Below are 16,378 nucleotides of genomic sequence, written 5' to 3' on the forward strand. Positions count from 1 at the left end.
ATAAATGCAAAAAAATAAAGAAGTATAATACATAATTTTTTGCACTATACTTCTATACTTTTTATTCATTGTGATAATTTCACTAAAACTTAACATAAAAAATTTTTTTATATTAATTTTTCTTTTTAACTACTACCTTTACACTTCCAATCTCTGAGATAGTAACATCAGTCCCATCAACAAGTGTTGCTTTTGGTGTATATTCAAATGTTCCTTCATCTTTTAAATTAGATAAATCTAATGTTACATTTATATTTTTAGCACTTATTTTATCTAAAGCAGATTTTGTCCCTGTTAATGTCACATTTGTAGTAATATTCTGGTTATCCAATGATAAATTCTCATTTAAATTACTATATTGAACATTACATGATATATTCTTAGTTACACTTTCTTCTTTTTGAACCTTAAACTTAACTTTAATAGTTTCTTCTCCATCTTGAGCCGTGATACCCTCTGGCAAACTTAGTTTTACCTCCAGTTCACTATCTTCCTGCAATGATGATATGTCCACGGGTTCAGTATCCACAGCTTGTACTTTGCTTAAATTTTGATTATCCCCCAGTATATTTATACTATTTTTGCTTAACTCATAACCAGTCAAAACAAAACCTTTAGATATATTTCCCGTAGTTTTCAAATTTATAGGTATTACTTTTCCATTAATCACAGAGATTGATAATTTTGCAGTCTTATTATCAGCTTCAATATTATTCACTTCATTTCCATAAGCATCTAAAAATTTTATTTCATAATCGCTTTGCTTATCTTTATCTACATCCTTTTCTTCTCCTACTAAAACAGCTTCACTAATTCTTTCTATAGAACTTTTCCCACCTGTAGCTGTTACAACCTTTGGACTTATCACTTGTTCCTTCTCGTAGATATTTTCTTTATACTTAATCTTCACTTTAGATTTTATTGTAAATTCCTTTTTCTCCAATTCTTCTAAGTTAACCTTTATTCCTAACAATCCATTATTTTTAATATTAATTTTCTGAGGAGCATTTATTATTTGAACTGGTATAAAATTCTCTCCAGTTTTTAATGCATATGCAGACATATCAACAACTATTTTAAAATCCTCTTTTTTGACTTTTAACACTTCACTAGATGGACCTTCTAACTCCAAGTCTACTGTAAATTGCTGCTTATTAACAATTGCAAATTTAGAATCAGCTAAAGAATCCTCATTAATCAATTCCACTGGAACATTAGTTAATTCGTGGGTTCTTTGTGGATTTTCAACATTTGAAACATACAGCCATAATCCAAAGGATAAAAGTAAACAAATTATCTTAGGAATTAACGTTCTATTTTTACCCTTATCCACGACTTCACCTTCTCTCCTGCTGTTTTAACTTTCTTCTCAGCTCTATTTTCTATTATCTTTATTAATATAGTACTTAATCTTTCCTTATCATAACCTCTTGTGATTCTTCCATTTATAGCTAAAGATACAACTCCTGTTTCCTCAGACACAATTATAATTAATGCATCTGATACTTCTGACAATCCAAGTGCTGCTCTATGCCTTGTTCCCAACTTTTTATTAATTGTATTATTATCAGTTAGTGGAAGAACACATCCTGATGCTAAGATTCTATTATTTCTTATAATAGTTGCTCCATCATGAAGAGGCGTATTTACTACAAATATATTTTCTAAAAGATTTGAGGTTACATTTGCATCCAGTAATGTACCTGCACCAATTACTTCATTAAGTCCTGTACTTTGTTCTATTACTATTAAAGCTCCAGTTTTAGCCTCTGCTAAATTCTGTACTGCAACTGCTATCTCATTAATAGTCTTCATCACTGTTTCTTTATCATTTATATAATGTTTATCATCAAAGGCACTTCTCCCCAAATGCTCCAAAGCTCTTCTAATTTCAGGTTGGAAAATTATAATTACAGATAATACTCCAATAGTTAATGTCTTATTTAAAATAAAATATAACATATCTAATTTTAATAAGTAGCTTATTGGGATTAATGCTACTATTAATAATATACCTTTTAATAATTGCTCTGCTCTTGTTTCTTTTATTAACATATACGCTTTATAGAATATAAAAGATACAACTAATATATCTAAGACAGACCATAACGACATATTAGAAAAGCTTTTTTCTAACATTAATAATAATTCTTGCAAATTCTTCACCCCTATTCTCTCTTAATTAAAATTATACAACAAATACTATATGTGTTGGTATAAAGAGAATTATAATTTTCTTACTTTTTAATTATTTTTATAATAATTTTTTCTTAATTCTGTAGTTTATCTTATGCCTATAAATGATTATTAAAATAAATAGTGCATATAATTACTTTCTTTGGTAATAATATTATTTGTTGCACGATGCTAAAGGAGGTTTTTTATGAAAAAGAAATGTAGTATTTTTGTAACTGCTTTAATACTATATCTTTCCGTTATTAATTCAAAACTAGTTTTTGCCGCAACTTTAAATGAAACTTGTAGTAAAACTAATAGTACATCAGTTAGTCAAACATTCGATGAAAATCATTCAGATACTAATATAAAAAGTTATTTACTATCTAACCAAAAGAATGAGGAAGTTTTACAAGTTTTTAATCATAACTCTCAACAATTGTATATAACGGGTGAAGATATAGAATTAATGGCAAAGCTTGTTTTTGCTGAAAGTGGTGGTGAGCCATACAATGGAAAAGTTGCCGTTGCTTCTGTAGTATTAAATCGTACTATTGATCCACATTTTCCAAATACTATAAAAGAAGTAATCTTTCAAAAAAATGCTTTTTCCTGTGTTAAAAATGGTAAAATAAATGCCATTGCAGATCAAGATTGCTATAATGCGGTATACGATGCGATCAAAGGTGCTGATCCCACAAATGATGCTTTATTCTTCTATAATCCAGTTACAGCAACATGTAATTGGATGAAAGAAACTCAAAAAATGAACGAGATGACCATAGGTCATCATACATTTTTCAAAATTAAAGCATAATTTCTAACATTAATTGCATAAAAATAGGGTAGGCTACAATAATCTTTAAATATAGCTTACCCTTTTCTTATTAAAAATAAAAAATTTAATTTCTTGCTATTGCTGCAATGTTATCATTAACATAAATTGAATTTGGAAAATTATTAATTAGCATATTTGCGTACTTTTTACTTTTTTCTTTATCACTTTTATTCGTTAACAATGCTAATTCATATAATGCTTCTTGTGTGTATACGCCTTTAGGATACTTATCATAATATTTTTCAAACTGTGATACCGCTTCATTAGCATCTGATAATTTAGCATAACTACTTGCCCTATAAAACCAAATGTGCTCCTTTATACTACTTCCTTCACAATATGTATACGCCTTGTCTAACTCATCCTTCGCCTCTGAATAATTATTTTGATTAAAATACTTCAATCCAACTTCATAGAATTTTGATATACCAGCATCTTTCATTAAACTAATAGCCTTTTTGTATATCTCGTTATCTTCAGGTTTTATTTCCTCTTGTTTAATGTCTTTTAGTTGAACATATATTCCATCAAAATCATTATTACCTATCATTAATTTCAATTTTTCTTTATCTAAATTTGTACTCCCAATTTGTGCTTTAGATTCCCCTTCAACTTTATCATTTGGTTCTACTAGCTTTGAATTATTTGCATCTTCCTCAGATTTCTGCTCATTATTTTGTGATTCCTCTGTATTATCTGCTAATATATTATTTGTCAAATTGCTATTCTTAAATTTAATTATCGAATATCCCCCAACACCTATTATAAGAGCTAAAACTAATCCTATAATTACAGCTAGAAATGTTTTTGATGATTTTTTATAATTCGAATAATTTCCTTCTTGTTTTAACTCTTCATAAATAGATTTTGCTAAAATTGCATCTCCATCTATCATTAAAGCCTTATCAACATACTCTTTAGCTCTATAAAAATCACCTTTCTTTTGGTAACATAAAGCAATCTTCGTATTTACATCTATACTATTAAAATCACTTTCTGCACATTTCATAAATAACTCTAATGCCTTTGTAATTTTTAATTGATTTAAAGCTTGCTCTGCCTCATTGTATAAATCTTGTCTCATTTCATCCATTTCAGAATCCCTAATGTAATTTTCTGCAATGGCATCATTATTTATCTTATGGTTTATTCTCCATACGGTAACTGCTTCATTTAAATTTCCCTTTTGATACAACAAAAGCCCCTTAAAATTTAAAACAAGTGGATTATCTAATCCTTCTGATAATGCTTCTTCACACAATTCAAGTGCTTTATTTATTTTTCCTTTTTCATAATAATTCATAGCTTTTTCATAAGCCTTCTTAGCCCTTTTATCCATAAATATATCCCCTATCACAATTAAGATATAATTCTCTTATACTCTAATAGTATATTATATTGTACCTGTTACTTACAATTAAATATTAAAATTAAGGCTATCTCAATTACTTGAGATAGCCTCTATTTTCTATAAAAATTCAATATTATTCTTGCTCTAACATTATTTTCTTAGCATTTAAGATTGATGTAGCACTCATTGAGAACTCATCTAATCCATATTCAACTAATGTTGGAATAGCTGCTTCATATCCAGCCATTTCTCCGCACATTCCAACCCACTTACCATGTTTATGTGCTCCATCTATAGTCATCTTTATTAATCTAAGCACTGCTGGGTGCATTGGATTATAAAGATATGATACTTTTTCACTCATTCTATCAGCTGCTAATGTATATTGAATTAAATCATTTGTTCCTATTGAGAAGAAATCAACATGTTTAGCCAATTCATCAGCATAAACTGCTGCTGCTGGAATTTCAACCATAATACCCCATTGGATATTTTCTGAGTATTCTTTTCCTTCAGCCTTCAATTCAGCTTTACACTCTTCAACAACTTCTTTTGCTTGCTCGAATTCTTGTAATCCTGATATCATTGGGAACATAACTGCAAGATTACCATGTATTGAAGCTCTAAGTAATGCTCTTAATTGAACCTTAAATATATCTTTTCTGTCTAAGCAAAGTCTAATTGCTCTATATCCTAAGAAAGGATTCATTTCTTCTGGCAATGGTAAGTATGGAAGAGTCTTATCTCCACCAATATCTAAAGTTCTTATAACAACTTGCTTACCTTCCATTTTTTCAAGAACAAACTTATAAGACTCGAATTGTTCATCTTCAGTTGGAGCACTATCTCTATCCATATATAAGAATTCTGTTCTAAATAATCCTACTCCATCTCCACCATTTGCTAAAACACCAAGAACATCTTCTGGCTTTCCAATATTACCACAAACTTCGATTCTTCTACCTGATTTAGTAGTAGTTTTAACATTTATTAATTTCTTTAATTCTTCTTGCTCTGCTTGGAATTTATCTTTTTTAACTTTATATTCTGCAACAACTTCTTCTGATGGATTTATAATTACATCTCCTGTTAATCCATCAACTATAATTGTGTCTCCAGTTTTAACACAACTAGTTATATCGCCTAATCCAAGTACAGCTGGAATTTCTAAAGTTCTAGCCATTATAGCTGCATGTGAAGTTCTTCCACCAATATTAGTAATAAATCCTACAACCTTAGTTCTATCTAAACCTGCTGTATCCGATGGTGTTAAGTCATGAGCTACAACAATTGTATTATCTTCATTTATTGCAATAGAGTCTCCGCCCTTACCTGCAAAATTTGATAATATTCTCTTCGATACATCTTTAATATCTGCAGCTCTTTCTCTCATGTATTCATTGTCCATCGATTCAAATATAGCAACAAAAGTATTTGTAACATTATCAATTGCTTTTAATCCATTTACATTATTATTTTCAATTTCCATCATCATTGCACCAGTAAATTCTGGATCATCTAATAATGTGATATGTGCTTCAAAAACTGCTGCTTTTTCTGCACCCATTTCTTTTTCTGCTTTAGCTTTAATAGTTTCTAATTGTACTTTAGAACTATCTAATGCTTTTTGCATTTTTTCTTTTTCTGCACCTATATCTGTAATTTTTGCATCATTAATAACAATTTCCTCATGTTCTTGTAAGAAAACTCTTCCTATTGCATATCCCTTAGAAGCAGCAATACCTTTTTTCATAATATGGAACTCCTCCTTGATAATTAATTTTATTGTAATTTGATATTTTTACATATTACTATATTTGTAAATCTTCTTTTAAGTATAAACCTTTTCTATTATAACATAATTAACAAAAAAATTAACTTAATTTAACCTATTTTTTATGATTTTTAACGAAAAAAGTGCATATAGCTTAATTTATCTCTAGTTTTTACCATCATTTACAAATCATCCACTAAACTAGCTGATTTTGCGTAGGCTGTAGACTTTGCTTCAAAGAAATCTGTCTTAACAAAATTGGCATTAGATAGATTATCTACCCATGCAGCAGGGTTTTCATTATATTCTTCAAATAATGGTTCTAAATTAATGTCTTTCAATCTTTTGTTTCCTAAATATTTTATATAATCCTCTATTAATTTTTTATTTATTCCTTGTATTTTATCTCCTATAACATAATGTCCCCACAAAATTTCCTGCTCTACTCCACTTTTCATCATTTGTCTTAACTCTTCTTTTATTTCCCGGGTAAACAATTGAGGATTTTCATTACGCAATTCCTTTATTATATTTCTAAATAACCAGAGATGAGTATTCTCATCTCTATTAATATACCTAATTTCTTGGGCTGAACCTGGCATCTTTCCATTTCTCTCTAAATTGTAAAAGAACATAAAACCAGAGTAAAAATATATTCCTTCTAAGATATAGTTAGCCATAAGCGTTCTTAACAAATTGCTATCAGTAGGATCATTTATAAATTCATTATACAAATCTCCTATGAATTTATTTCTTCTTAATAGTATCTCATCATCTTTCCACTGATAAAGTATTTCATTTCTTTCTTCTGGAGAACAAATACTATCAAGCATATAACTATAACTTTGAGAATGTACTGCCTCTTGAAAACTTTGAATTGTTAAACAAAGATTGATTTCACTTGCTGTTATATAATTATTTATATTGCTCAAATTAGCAGTCTGAACTGAATCCAAAAATATTAAAAAAGATAATATTTTATCATAAGCAGTTCTTTCTTCTTCTAATAAATTTTGATAATCTTTTAAATCTTGTGAAAGGTTAATTTCTTCAGGAATCCAAAAATTATTCATACCTTGTCTATACCAATCTGATGCCCAATTGTACTTCATATTATTAAAATCATTCAAATTAGTAGTATTTCCGTTTATAATTCTTTTTTTACTGACATCTCTATCTCCAAACTCATTAAAAAGAGGTTTTTTGTTAATATTCATATTCTTAATACATCTCCTTATATACAACAATCATATTCATTTACTAGCAAGCAAGTCATGCAAAAACATAATATTTTATTCATTGATTAAGCTGAGCAAGTTTCACATTCATTTACTTCAAGTGATTTTGATCTAACATAGTAAATTGATTTAACTCCGCACTTACAAGCTTCTATATATAAATTCATAATTTGTCTTGTAGTATAACTATTAGTAATATACAAATTAAATGATTGGCCTTGATCTATATGCCTTTGACGTATTCCATTTATTTCAACTGATATTGCTTGATCTATAGTATAAGCTGAGTTATAGTACCAATAATTATCTTCTGAAAGATTTGGTGCTGTTTTGGGAATTATACTGCCCTTCTTTTCTTCAAAATAAAATCTAGACATTACAGGATCAATACCTTCAGAGGTTCCTGCTATAGTTGCTGTTGAACCATTTGGTGCAACTGCTATTAAATAGCCATTTCTCATTCCAGCTTCATGTACTTCTTCTCTAAGTTCATCCCATTCTTTACTATTATAATTTCTTAATTCGAAATAATCACCATTATCCCAATCAGAATCTTTAAATAACTCATATGAACCTTTTTCCTTAGCAATCTTCATACTTGATTTTATTGCATAATAATTTATTTTTTCATAAACCTTATCAGCAAATCTCTTATGTTCCTGCTCTGTCCATTGTATTTTATTATTTGCAAGCATATGATGATATCCACTTGTTCCAAGTCCTATAGCTCTGTATTTTTTGTTAGTAACTTCTGCAAAAGGAACAGAATAATAATTTAAATCTATAACATTATCCATAGCTCTTATTTGTGTTTCTACAACATATTCCAATTCTTCATCATTACGAACATCTACATTTCCAAGTACAATAGAAGAAAGATTACAAACAACGAAATCCCCTGGAACCACTTTTTCAACTACAACATATTCATCTCCAACCTTTATAGTTTCACTCTTTTCTATCTTCATAGAACTCATATTTTGCATAATTTCAGAACATAAATTTGAAGAATATATAATACCTTTATGTTTATTAGGATTCATTTTATTAGCAGTATCTCTGTAAAAAGCAAATGGTGTTCCTGTTTCAGCTACATTTCTTATTATCAATCTAACCAATTCTTTTACTGTTATTACTCTCTTTTCTATTCTCTCATCATTTACACATTCATAGTATTTTTCTTCCCATTCAGAACCATAAAAATCTTCTAAAGCATATCCTTTTACAGTTTTAATCTCATGAGGACACATCATATACCAATTAGCATCTATATCATTTTCTGCAAGTTTCCAAAATAAATCAGGATAACAAACCCCAGGAAATACATCATGAGCTTTCTTTCTATCATCTCCATTGTTAGCTCTTATTTGTAAAAATTCTGGAATATCCTTATGCCAAGCATCAAGCCATACAGCAACCGAACCATTTCTTACCCCTAACTGATCTACAGCTATTGCAGTATCATTAAATAGCTTTACCCATGGTATTACACCACCAGATGCTCCCTTGAAGCCTCTAATTGGAGCTCCTAATGCTCGAATCTTTCCCATATAGATTCCCATTCCACCACCAAATTTTGATATTTTAGCAAAACTGTCCAGTGATTTATATATTCCATCTAAACTATCCTCTACAGTATCTATAAAGCATGAGCTTAATTGATAAAATGGTTTCCTTGCATTTGACATAGTTGGTGTTGCCATAGTAGCTTTTAATGAACTTAAAACATTATAAAATCTTTTTGCCCAATAAACTCTATTTTCTTGATTCTCACTAATTGCCAAGTGCATAGCTATTCCCATAAACATTTGCTGTGGAAGCTCTATAGGATTTCTATCGTAGTCCTGAACTAAATATCTACTAGCTAAAAGATTTATTCCACTATAATTAAATAAAAAATCCCTCTCAGGTTTTATTTCTTTTTCTAATTCTAAAATATTCTCTTTTGAATAATTTTCAAGAATATATTCTCCATAAAGACCTTTTTCTGTTAGCTCTTTAATAAATTCATAATAATTACTATATAAATTATCATTATCTGCTTTTCTAATATTTTTAATTTTGTCATATAACTCGTACGTATACATTTTGGCTGCAATATTTTGCCAATTAGGTTCCTTATCATTTGTAAGTTCTAATGTTGCTTGAATTAAGCATCTCCTTATTTCATTATCATTCATTCCATCCCTAACAATATGAGTTATTGCTTTTAATAATTTTTCCTCAGTATAAATCCCCTCATTACCTTTAATTGCATTAATAGCATCCTTACATAATTGATTTAAAATAGACATTACTAATTTCCTCCCTACCTATATATAGTGCTTTTAGTGCACAAATTCATTCCCATCATACAATATATTGTATATTATAGTTGCTAGAGAGATAGTTGTAAAACTCTAAAATTTGTTAATATATATGCAAAAAGTAGTTAATCTTTCATTTTATGCAGATAAACTACTTAATAGATACATTTTCTTAATTAATAATTTTTATTTTTTAAGAGGGAGGATCAAATAAATTTTAAACATATCTCCTTCTTTTTTTATTTTTACTTCTCCATCATGAAGTTCAATTATACTTTTAGTTATTGCAAGCCCCAATCCAGACCCTTCAACTTTTGAATTTCTTGATTTATCGCCTCTAGCAAAGCGTTCAAACATTTCATCATCATTAAATTGCATTTCATAACTTGCAATATTTTTTACTCCTATTTTGAGGTAATTATCTTCTATATTTATATCGACATAGACTCTGGTATTATCTAAAGAATACTTTAAGGCATTAATTATAATGTTTTCTAACGCTCTAGACATCATCTTACCGTCGAGCTCCATATATACTGCATCCTGCTGACTTGTTACCTTAAATGAGATATTTTTTTCTTCATATAAAGTACTATATTCACCTATATTTTGATGTATCAATGATACTATGTCTATTAGATCCCTATTTAATTTAATTTTACCACTATTGATTTTTGACATTTCAAACAAATCTTCAATTAAAACTTTTAATCGCAGAGATTTTCTTTCTAATATAGATAAATATTCTTCCCTTTCTTCTTCAGTTATTTCACCATTCTTCAGTATATTTACATAATTTATTATTGAAGTTAATGGTGTTTTTAAATCATGAGATACATTAGATATTAGTTCAGTCTTCAATTTTTCATTACGAACCCCATTTTCTAAAATCTCTTTGTATCCCGCCTTAATTAAATTAATATTTTCAGCCAATTCTCTTATTGCTTGCGAACCATCTAACTTTATATCTTTATCTAAGTTTCCTTGTCCTACTCGCCTAAGAGCTTCATTAACAACAATTATATCTAATGTTTTTTTCAATGCATACATCATAGTTAAAAATATAATTATAATTACAAAAATAGTTCCTTTAAATGGATATGTCTGAAAAAACTTAACAAAAATATTATTCTCATATCCTCCTGTTGCAAGAAAATATAGGTAAGCAATCAATAATACCAATACTAACAATATCGATACTATTAACGTGCTTCTTGTTTCTTTATAAAGAAATCCATTTTTTATTACAAAAATCATATTACTAATAATACGAGACTGTACCTTTGGATTTTTAGGATTAATCCGAACTATCCAAATTATCTTTAACATAAAAACTAAATCAATAGCTATTAATATAATTAATTCTATTTTATCTCTATTGACTCTGTTAATTGCTAAATCATGTTGTATTCTATTTACTTGAATATAATCTCCCAAGTTTGAAAGTAAAATTAGAGTACTCAACGCTATTAATATTACATCAATAAGATAAATACTACTAAAATATATTTTAATCTTCCTTTTCAATCTTATACCCAATTCCCCACACCACCTTAATATACTCAGGCTCTTTTGTGTTTATTTCTATTTTTTCTCTTATTCTTCTAATATGTACTGTTACAGTATTTTCACTCTTATAAAATATTTCTTCCCATACATTTTCGTATATTTCTTTTATTGAGAAAACTTTCCCTAAATTTGATGCTAATAAATGAAGTATTTTATATTCTGTTGCTGTCACTTTAATTTCCTCTCCACGTAAAGTGATTTTTTTCGCAATAGTATCTATAACTAAGTCTTTAACTGTAATTATGTCCTTACCCTCTTCAACACTTAGAGGCTTTTCATATCTCCTTAATTGTGATTTTACTCTTGCTACCAATTCTAAATGATTAAATGGTTTTGTTATATAATCATCTGCGCCTACATTTAAACCTAATATCTTATCTGAATCTTCTCCTTTTGCAGATAACATTATTATAGGTAAATTTTGCTTTTCTCGTATTTTTAAACATGTTCTTATTCCATCAAGTCTAGGCATCATGATATCCAATATAATCAAATGTATTTTTTCTTGTTCAAGAATATCTAAAGCTTCTATTCCATCTTGAGCTTTAAATACCTTCCAATTCTCACCTCTCAAGTATATTTCTATTGCATCTCGTATTTCCTTTTCATCATCAACAACTAATACATTAAACACATCAAGTCCTCCCAACTTCTACTCACTCTTTACATTATATTTTCATTAATTATATATCTCTTTTTTAAATTCTTCTGAATCCTTTACTGGATCAAAGTCATGTTCTGTCTTTGCTACTTCCTTCACTCCTACATCTAATTGTATTGCTTTATTTAAATTTACCATAGTATTTTTAACATCACCTTTTCTTCCATAAATAGATGCTATTCCATAGTAGCTCCAAACATAATTCTCAATTTCTAAATCCTTATTATACCATTCTAATGCCTCATCCATTTTCCCAAACAGTTCATATGTTAACGCTTTATTAAAGCGTGCATAGCCATAACTAGCATTAATACTTAATGCTTTATCTATATCTTTCATAGCTCCATCATAATCTCCATTATAAGCCTTTGAAATTCCCATTATATTATATCCTTTCGCACTACTCGGGAATTTATCTATAATAGACTTTGCTTTATTAATTGACTTTTCATATTCATGGGCAAAAAATAAATTATATGCTTCATTATATAATTCATTTTCTTCAGTCGAAGTGCTATCTTTAGCATTCTTATTTTCAGCATCATTGTTCTTAACTTCAACATCCTCTTTTTTAGTCGTATTGATGACAGAATCTGCTTCTTCTATTTTAGTTGGAGTTAGCATTTCCTCTTGCCCATTATTTTTAGAATTTGAATTATATATATTCCCAATTTTTTCATGAAATATTATTCCCAGTGCTACTAATACTAAAATAACTAATAATATTTTTTTATTTTTTTCTTTTCCTGGTAATTGAATTCTGCCCATAAAATTCTCCTTTTAGGTACAAGCTAAGCTCAAGTTTACTTGATAATATAACTATGTAAATAATTTTAAACTATTTAAAAGCTCTTATTCTTTATTTATTGAATCTAAATATTGTTTTTGTCCAATTTCATAAAGATTATTTCCCTTTGAATCAATGATAACAACTAATGGCATATCTTTAACTTCCATGCATCTTATCGCTTCTGCGCCTAAATCCTCATATGCAATTATTTCAGATTTAATTATACTTTTCCCTATCAGTGCGGCAGCACCGCCAATTGCTCCAAAATAAATTGCCTTATTTCTTTTAATTGCATCAATTACTTCACCATTTCTTGCACCCTTACCTATCATACCTCTTAGTCCCAAATCCATCAATGTTGGTGCATATGCATCCATTCTATAACTTGTTGTAGGACCTGCTGATCCTATCACCTTTCCTGGTTTCGCTGGAGATGGTCCAACATAATATATAGTTTCATCCTTTATATCTAACGGCAACTCTTTCCCCTCAACTAATAAATCAATTAATCTTTTATGCGCTGCATCTCTAGCTGAGTAAATTACTCCACTTAATAATACACTATCCCCTGCTTTTAAGTTTAGTATTTTATCTTCTGTAAGAGGCGTTTGTAATCTAACTTCCATCCTTTTTTCCTCCAAACAATATAATAAGTATTCTTAATCTATAACTAAGATCACTCAAATCTTTACTAATTCAAAATGTTCCATAATTTAAAAAATCTAAACTTCTATATTTATAATACAACTTCTTTATGTCTGGTAGCATGACAATTAATATTTACTGCAACTGGCAATCCTGCAATATGAGTAGGATAAGTTTCAATATTTAGACCCAAAGCAGTAGTCCTACCACCAAATCCTTGCGGACCAATTCCTAATTCATTTATTTTTATCAATAATTCATTCTCTAAATCTTCATAAAAGTTATCTTTGTTTCTTATATTAATAGGCCTAAGTAATGCCTTTTTAGCCAAATAAGCAGCTTTATCAAATGTTCCACCTATTCCGACTCCTATAATCATTGGTGGACATGGATTTGGGCCTGCTGCCTTAACTGTATCTATTATAAATTTTTTAACTCCCTCTAACCCATCTGAAGGTTTTAGCATCCCAATTTTACTCATATTCTCTGATCCAAAACCTTTTGGAGCTAACGTAATTTTGATTTTATCTCCTTCTGTAATATCATAATAAATTATAGCTGGTGTGTTATCCTTTGTATTAACTCTTCTAATTGGATCTCCAACAACTGATTTTCTTAAAAACCCTTCCTCATATCCTCTGCGTACTCCCTCATTAATCGCATCTTCAAGGCTTCCTCCAATTAAATGCACATCTTGTCCTATCTCTACAAAAACACATGCCATACCTGTATCTTGACACATAGGCATCTCTTCATTACATGCAATTTCTGAATTAATAATTATTTTATCTAAAACCTCTTCTGCTAACTTCCATGTTTCTTCATTCTTAGCTTTCTCTAATGCCTCTTTAATATCTGCCCCTAAAAAATAATTGGCTTCTATAGATAATTTTCTCACAGCCTCTCTAACAAGCTCAACATTAATTTCTCTCATTTCTACAGCTCCTTTTGCTCATTGCTTAAGTTATAGTAATGAAAATAATAATATAACTGCATTCCACACTCAAAAAGTGTTCTTTCATTACTATAATAAGTTTAAAATTATTTTTTATTATTTACAACCCTATAATAAATTTATTTATTATACTATTTTTTTAACTCTATGATTTCTATATTAAAATTCACTATATTAATCTATTTCTCTACTGTAATTTTCTTATGCTTGGTAACCTATAACTAAAATCCTTAATTTCTCTAATTACTATGAAACAGCAGTAAAATCATGCCTATTAATATAAAACCTCCAAATTAACTATTCTTATTTTCAAAATAAATATTAACGGCATTAGTTATACCTTCAGCAATCTTACCTTGATACTCATCCTTCTTCAATTTTTCTTCTTCCTTATAATTTGATAAAAATCCACATTCCACTAGAACACATGCGCCTTCATATCCATCTCTTAATATCCTATATTGATCTTTAGCAGCTTTAGGAATTCTTTTATTATTATCATCTATAACTTCTCTTAGTGAAGATTGAATTCCTTCTGCTAAGATTTTACTGCAATCATTAGAGGAATACCAAACTTGAGCTCCATAACAGCTTGCTTGTGGAAACATATTTTGATGTATAGATATAAAAATATCACATTTAGTATCTTTCTTCATTTTGCATCGTGCATTTAAATCTTTAACCTTTTTAGAGTCTAATTGTAAATCCTCTTCTCTAGTCATATATACTGTATATCCACTTTCCTCTAATTGAGATTTTAGCTTCTTAGAAATTGATAAATTAATCTCTTTCTCAATTGTACCATTTTTAGACCTTGCTCCTCCGTCTATTCCACCATGCCCTGGATCTACTAATATTATTCCCTTTTGCTTTTTTTCATCTGAATTCGCCTTAATAGGCACTTCAAATATAAAAAGAAATAAAAAAAATAGTACTACTACATTTTTGATTTTCATAAAGTTATTCCTCCAAACTATTTTAAGACTATATAAATTATTGTTTGCTATACAACCTTAATTATTCAGATTCTTATATCAATTTTAATATTTATTTGTTCATTCTTATATTTTTTTATCCATAAGCACAATATTCTTTCTTGGATTTTTGCATACTCCCTATTGCATGATAGTATTATAAATAAAAAAATCCCACAAACATTGCGTTTGTGAGATTGCATATACTCCAAATACTATCTTTTTGAGAATTGTGGAGCTCTTCTTGCTGCTTTAAGACCGTATTTCTTTCTTTCCTTCATTCTTGGATCTCTAGTTAAGAAACCAGCCTTCTTTAAATCTGATTTTAAAGCTTCATCAGATTTAACTAATGCTCTAGCTATACCATGTCTGATAGCTCCTGCTTGACCTGTAAATCCACCACCGTGAACATTTACTAAAACGTCAAACTTATCTTTAGTTCCAGTTAAAACTAATGGTTGGTTTACAATAACTCTTAAAGTTTCTAAACCAAAAAAGTTTTCTATTTCTCTATTATTTACAACTACGTTACCATTTCCTGGTACAAGTCTTACTCTTGCAACTGATTTCTTTCTTCTTCCAGTTCCCATGTATTGAACTTTTGCCATTTCTTATTCCTCCTCCCGAGATCGTATTAGTATCTTAATTCTAGTACTTCTGGTTTTTGAGCTGCATGATTATGTTCAGCACCTCTATATACGTTTAATTTCTTTAACATTTGTCTTCCTAATACACCGTTTGGAAGCATTCTTCTAACAGCTTCTTCAAAAGCGAATTCAGGTTTCTTGTCTAACACTACTCTATAAGGAGTTTCCTTTAATCCACCTGGGTAAAGACTATGTTTTCTCATTAATTTTTGATCTAACTTCTTACCAGTTAAAACAACCTTCTCTGCATTAATTACAATAACGAAATCTCCGCAGTCCACATTTGGTGTAAATGTTGGTTTATTCTTTCCTCTTAAAATTGAAGCAATTTGGCTAGCAACTCTTCCTAGTGGTTTACCAGCAGCATCAACTACATACCATTTTCTTTCGATTTCACTTGCTTTAGCAATGTATGATTTCATCTGTTTCCCTCCCTGAACTTACATTTATTTTTT

15 protein-coding genes are annotated in these 16,378 nt (G+C 29.1%); 1 reads left to right on the plus strand and 14 read right to left on the minus strand.

Going from position 1 to position 16,378, the window contains the following annotated elements:
* Positions 1-112: 112 nt before the first annotated feature.
* A complete protein-coding gene (locus L3B98_RS18110; RefSeq protein ID WP_238917783.1) occupies positions 113-1,333 on the minus strand; it encodes a CdaR family protein in 1,221 nt (406 codons plus the stop codon).
* Positions 1,306-2,157, minus strand: coding sequence for a diadenylate cyclase CdaA (gene cdaA, locus L3B98_RS18115; protein WP_077359816.1), 852 nt, complete (start codon positions 2,155-2,157; stop codon positions 1,306-1,308). Before cdaA ends, L3B98_RS18110 begins: the two co-directional genes overlap by 28 nt.
* A 226-nt stretch (positions 2,158-2,383) precedes the next feature.
* Between cdaA and L3B98_RS18120 the strand changes: the two genes are divergently transcribed.
* A complete protein-coding gene (locus L3B98_RS18120) occupies positions 2,384-2,992 on the plus strand; it encodes a cell wall hydrolase (protein ID WP_015390379.1) in 609 nt (202 codons plus the stop codon).
* A gap of 85 nt (positions 2,993-3,077) precedes the next feature.
* Here L3B98_RS18120 and L3B98_RS18125 read toward each other — a convergent pair whose 3' ends face one another.
* The 12 genes from L3B98_RS18125 to rplM form a co-directional block, all read right to left on the minus strand.
* Complete coding sequence (locus L3B98_RS18125) at positions 3,078-4,352, minus strand: tetratricopeptide repeat protein (protein ID WP_238917784.1); 1,275 nt, start codon at positions 4,350-4,352, stop codon at positions 3,078-3,080.
* A gap of 145 nt (positions 4,353-4,497) precedes the next feature.
* A complete protein-coding gene (gene ptsP, locus L3B98_RS18130) occupies positions 4,498-6,117 on the minus strand; it encodes a phosphoenolpyruvate--protein phosphotransferase (RefSeq protein WP_238917785.1) in 1,620 nt (539 codons plus the stop codon).
* A gap of 203 nt (positions 6,118-6,320) precedes the next feature.
* Positions 6,321-7,355, minus strand: coding sequence for a ribonucleotide-diphosphate reductase subunit beta (locus L3B98_RS18135; protein ID WP_015390376.1), 1,035 nt, complete (start codon positions 7,353-7,355; stop codon positions 6,321-6,323).
* Positions 7,356-7,441: 86 nt separating this feature from the next.
* Entirely contained in the window at positions 7,442-9,670 is a 2,229-nt protein-coding gene (locus L3B98_RS18140; RefSeq protein ID WP_238917786.1) for a ribonucleoside-diphosphate reductase subunit alpha, read from the minus strand.
* Positions 9,671-9,868: 198 nt separating this feature from the next.
* Positions 9,869-11,221, minus strand: a complete 1,353-nt coding sequence (locus tag L3B98_RS18145) for a HAMP domain-containing sensor histidine kinase (protein ID WP_077359810.1) — start codon at positions 11,219-11,221, stop codon at positions 9,869-9,871.
* Positions 11,193-11,885, minus strand: coding sequence for a response regulator transcription factor (locus L3B98_RS18150; RefSeq protein WP_015390373.1), 693 nt, complete (start codon positions 11,883-11,885; stop codon positions 11,193-11,195). The genes L3B98_RS18145 and L3B98_RS18150 overlap by 29 nt, the downstream gene beginning before the upstream one ends.
* 45 nt (positions 11,886-11,930) lie before the next feature.
* Entirely contained in the window at positions 11,931-12,680 is a 750-nt protein-coding gene (locus tag L3B98_RS18155; protein ID WP_238917787.1) for a hypothetical protein, read from the minus strand.
* Between the two features lie 84 nt (positions 12,681-12,764).
* Positions 12,765-13,328, minus strand: a complete 564-nt coding sequence (locus L3B98_RS18160) for a Fe-S-containing hydro-lyase (RefSeq protein WP_238917788.1) — start codon at positions 13,326-13,328, stop codon at positions 12,765-12,767.
* 110 nt (positions 13,329-13,438) lie between these two features.
* Positions 13,439-14,281: a fumarate hydratase gene (locus tag L3B98_RS18165; RefSeq protein ID WP_238917789.1), complete on the minus strand. Its 843-nt coding sequence runs from the start codon at positions 14,279-14,281 to the stop codon at positions 13,439-13,441.
* A 314-nt stretch (positions 14,282-14,595) separates the two neighbouring features.
* Positions 14,596-15,258 carry an N-acetylmuramoyl-L-alanine amidase CwlD gene (cwlD, locus tag L3B98_RS18170; protein WP_015390369.1) on the minus strand — a complete coding sequence of 221 codons (663 nt, stop codon included), beginning with the start codon at positions 15,256-15,258 and terminating at the stop codon, positions 14,596-14,598.
* Between the two features lie 233 nt (positions 15,259-15,491).
* On the minus strand, positions 15,492-15,884 hold the full coding sequence (rpsI, locus tag L3B98_RS18175) for a 30S ribosomal protein S9 (RefSeq protein ID WP_015390368.1): 393 nt from the start codon (positions 15,882-15,884) through the stop codon (positions 15,492-15,494).
* 26 nt (positions 15,885-15,910) lie between these two features.
* Positions 15,911-16,345, minus strand: a complete 435-nt coding sequence (gene rplM / locus L3B98_RS18180) for a 50S ribosomal protein L13 (protein WP_015390367.1) — start codon at positions 16,343-16,345, stop codon at positions 15,911-15,913.
* Positions 16,346-16,378: the final 33 nt, after the last annotated feature.

The sequence above is a fragment of the Clostridium sp. YIM B02555 genome (assembly GCF_022320955.1).
Classification (GTDB): domain Bacteria; phylum Bacillota; class Clostridia; order Clostridiales; family Clostridiaceae; genus Clostridium; species Clostridium saccharoperbutylacetonicum.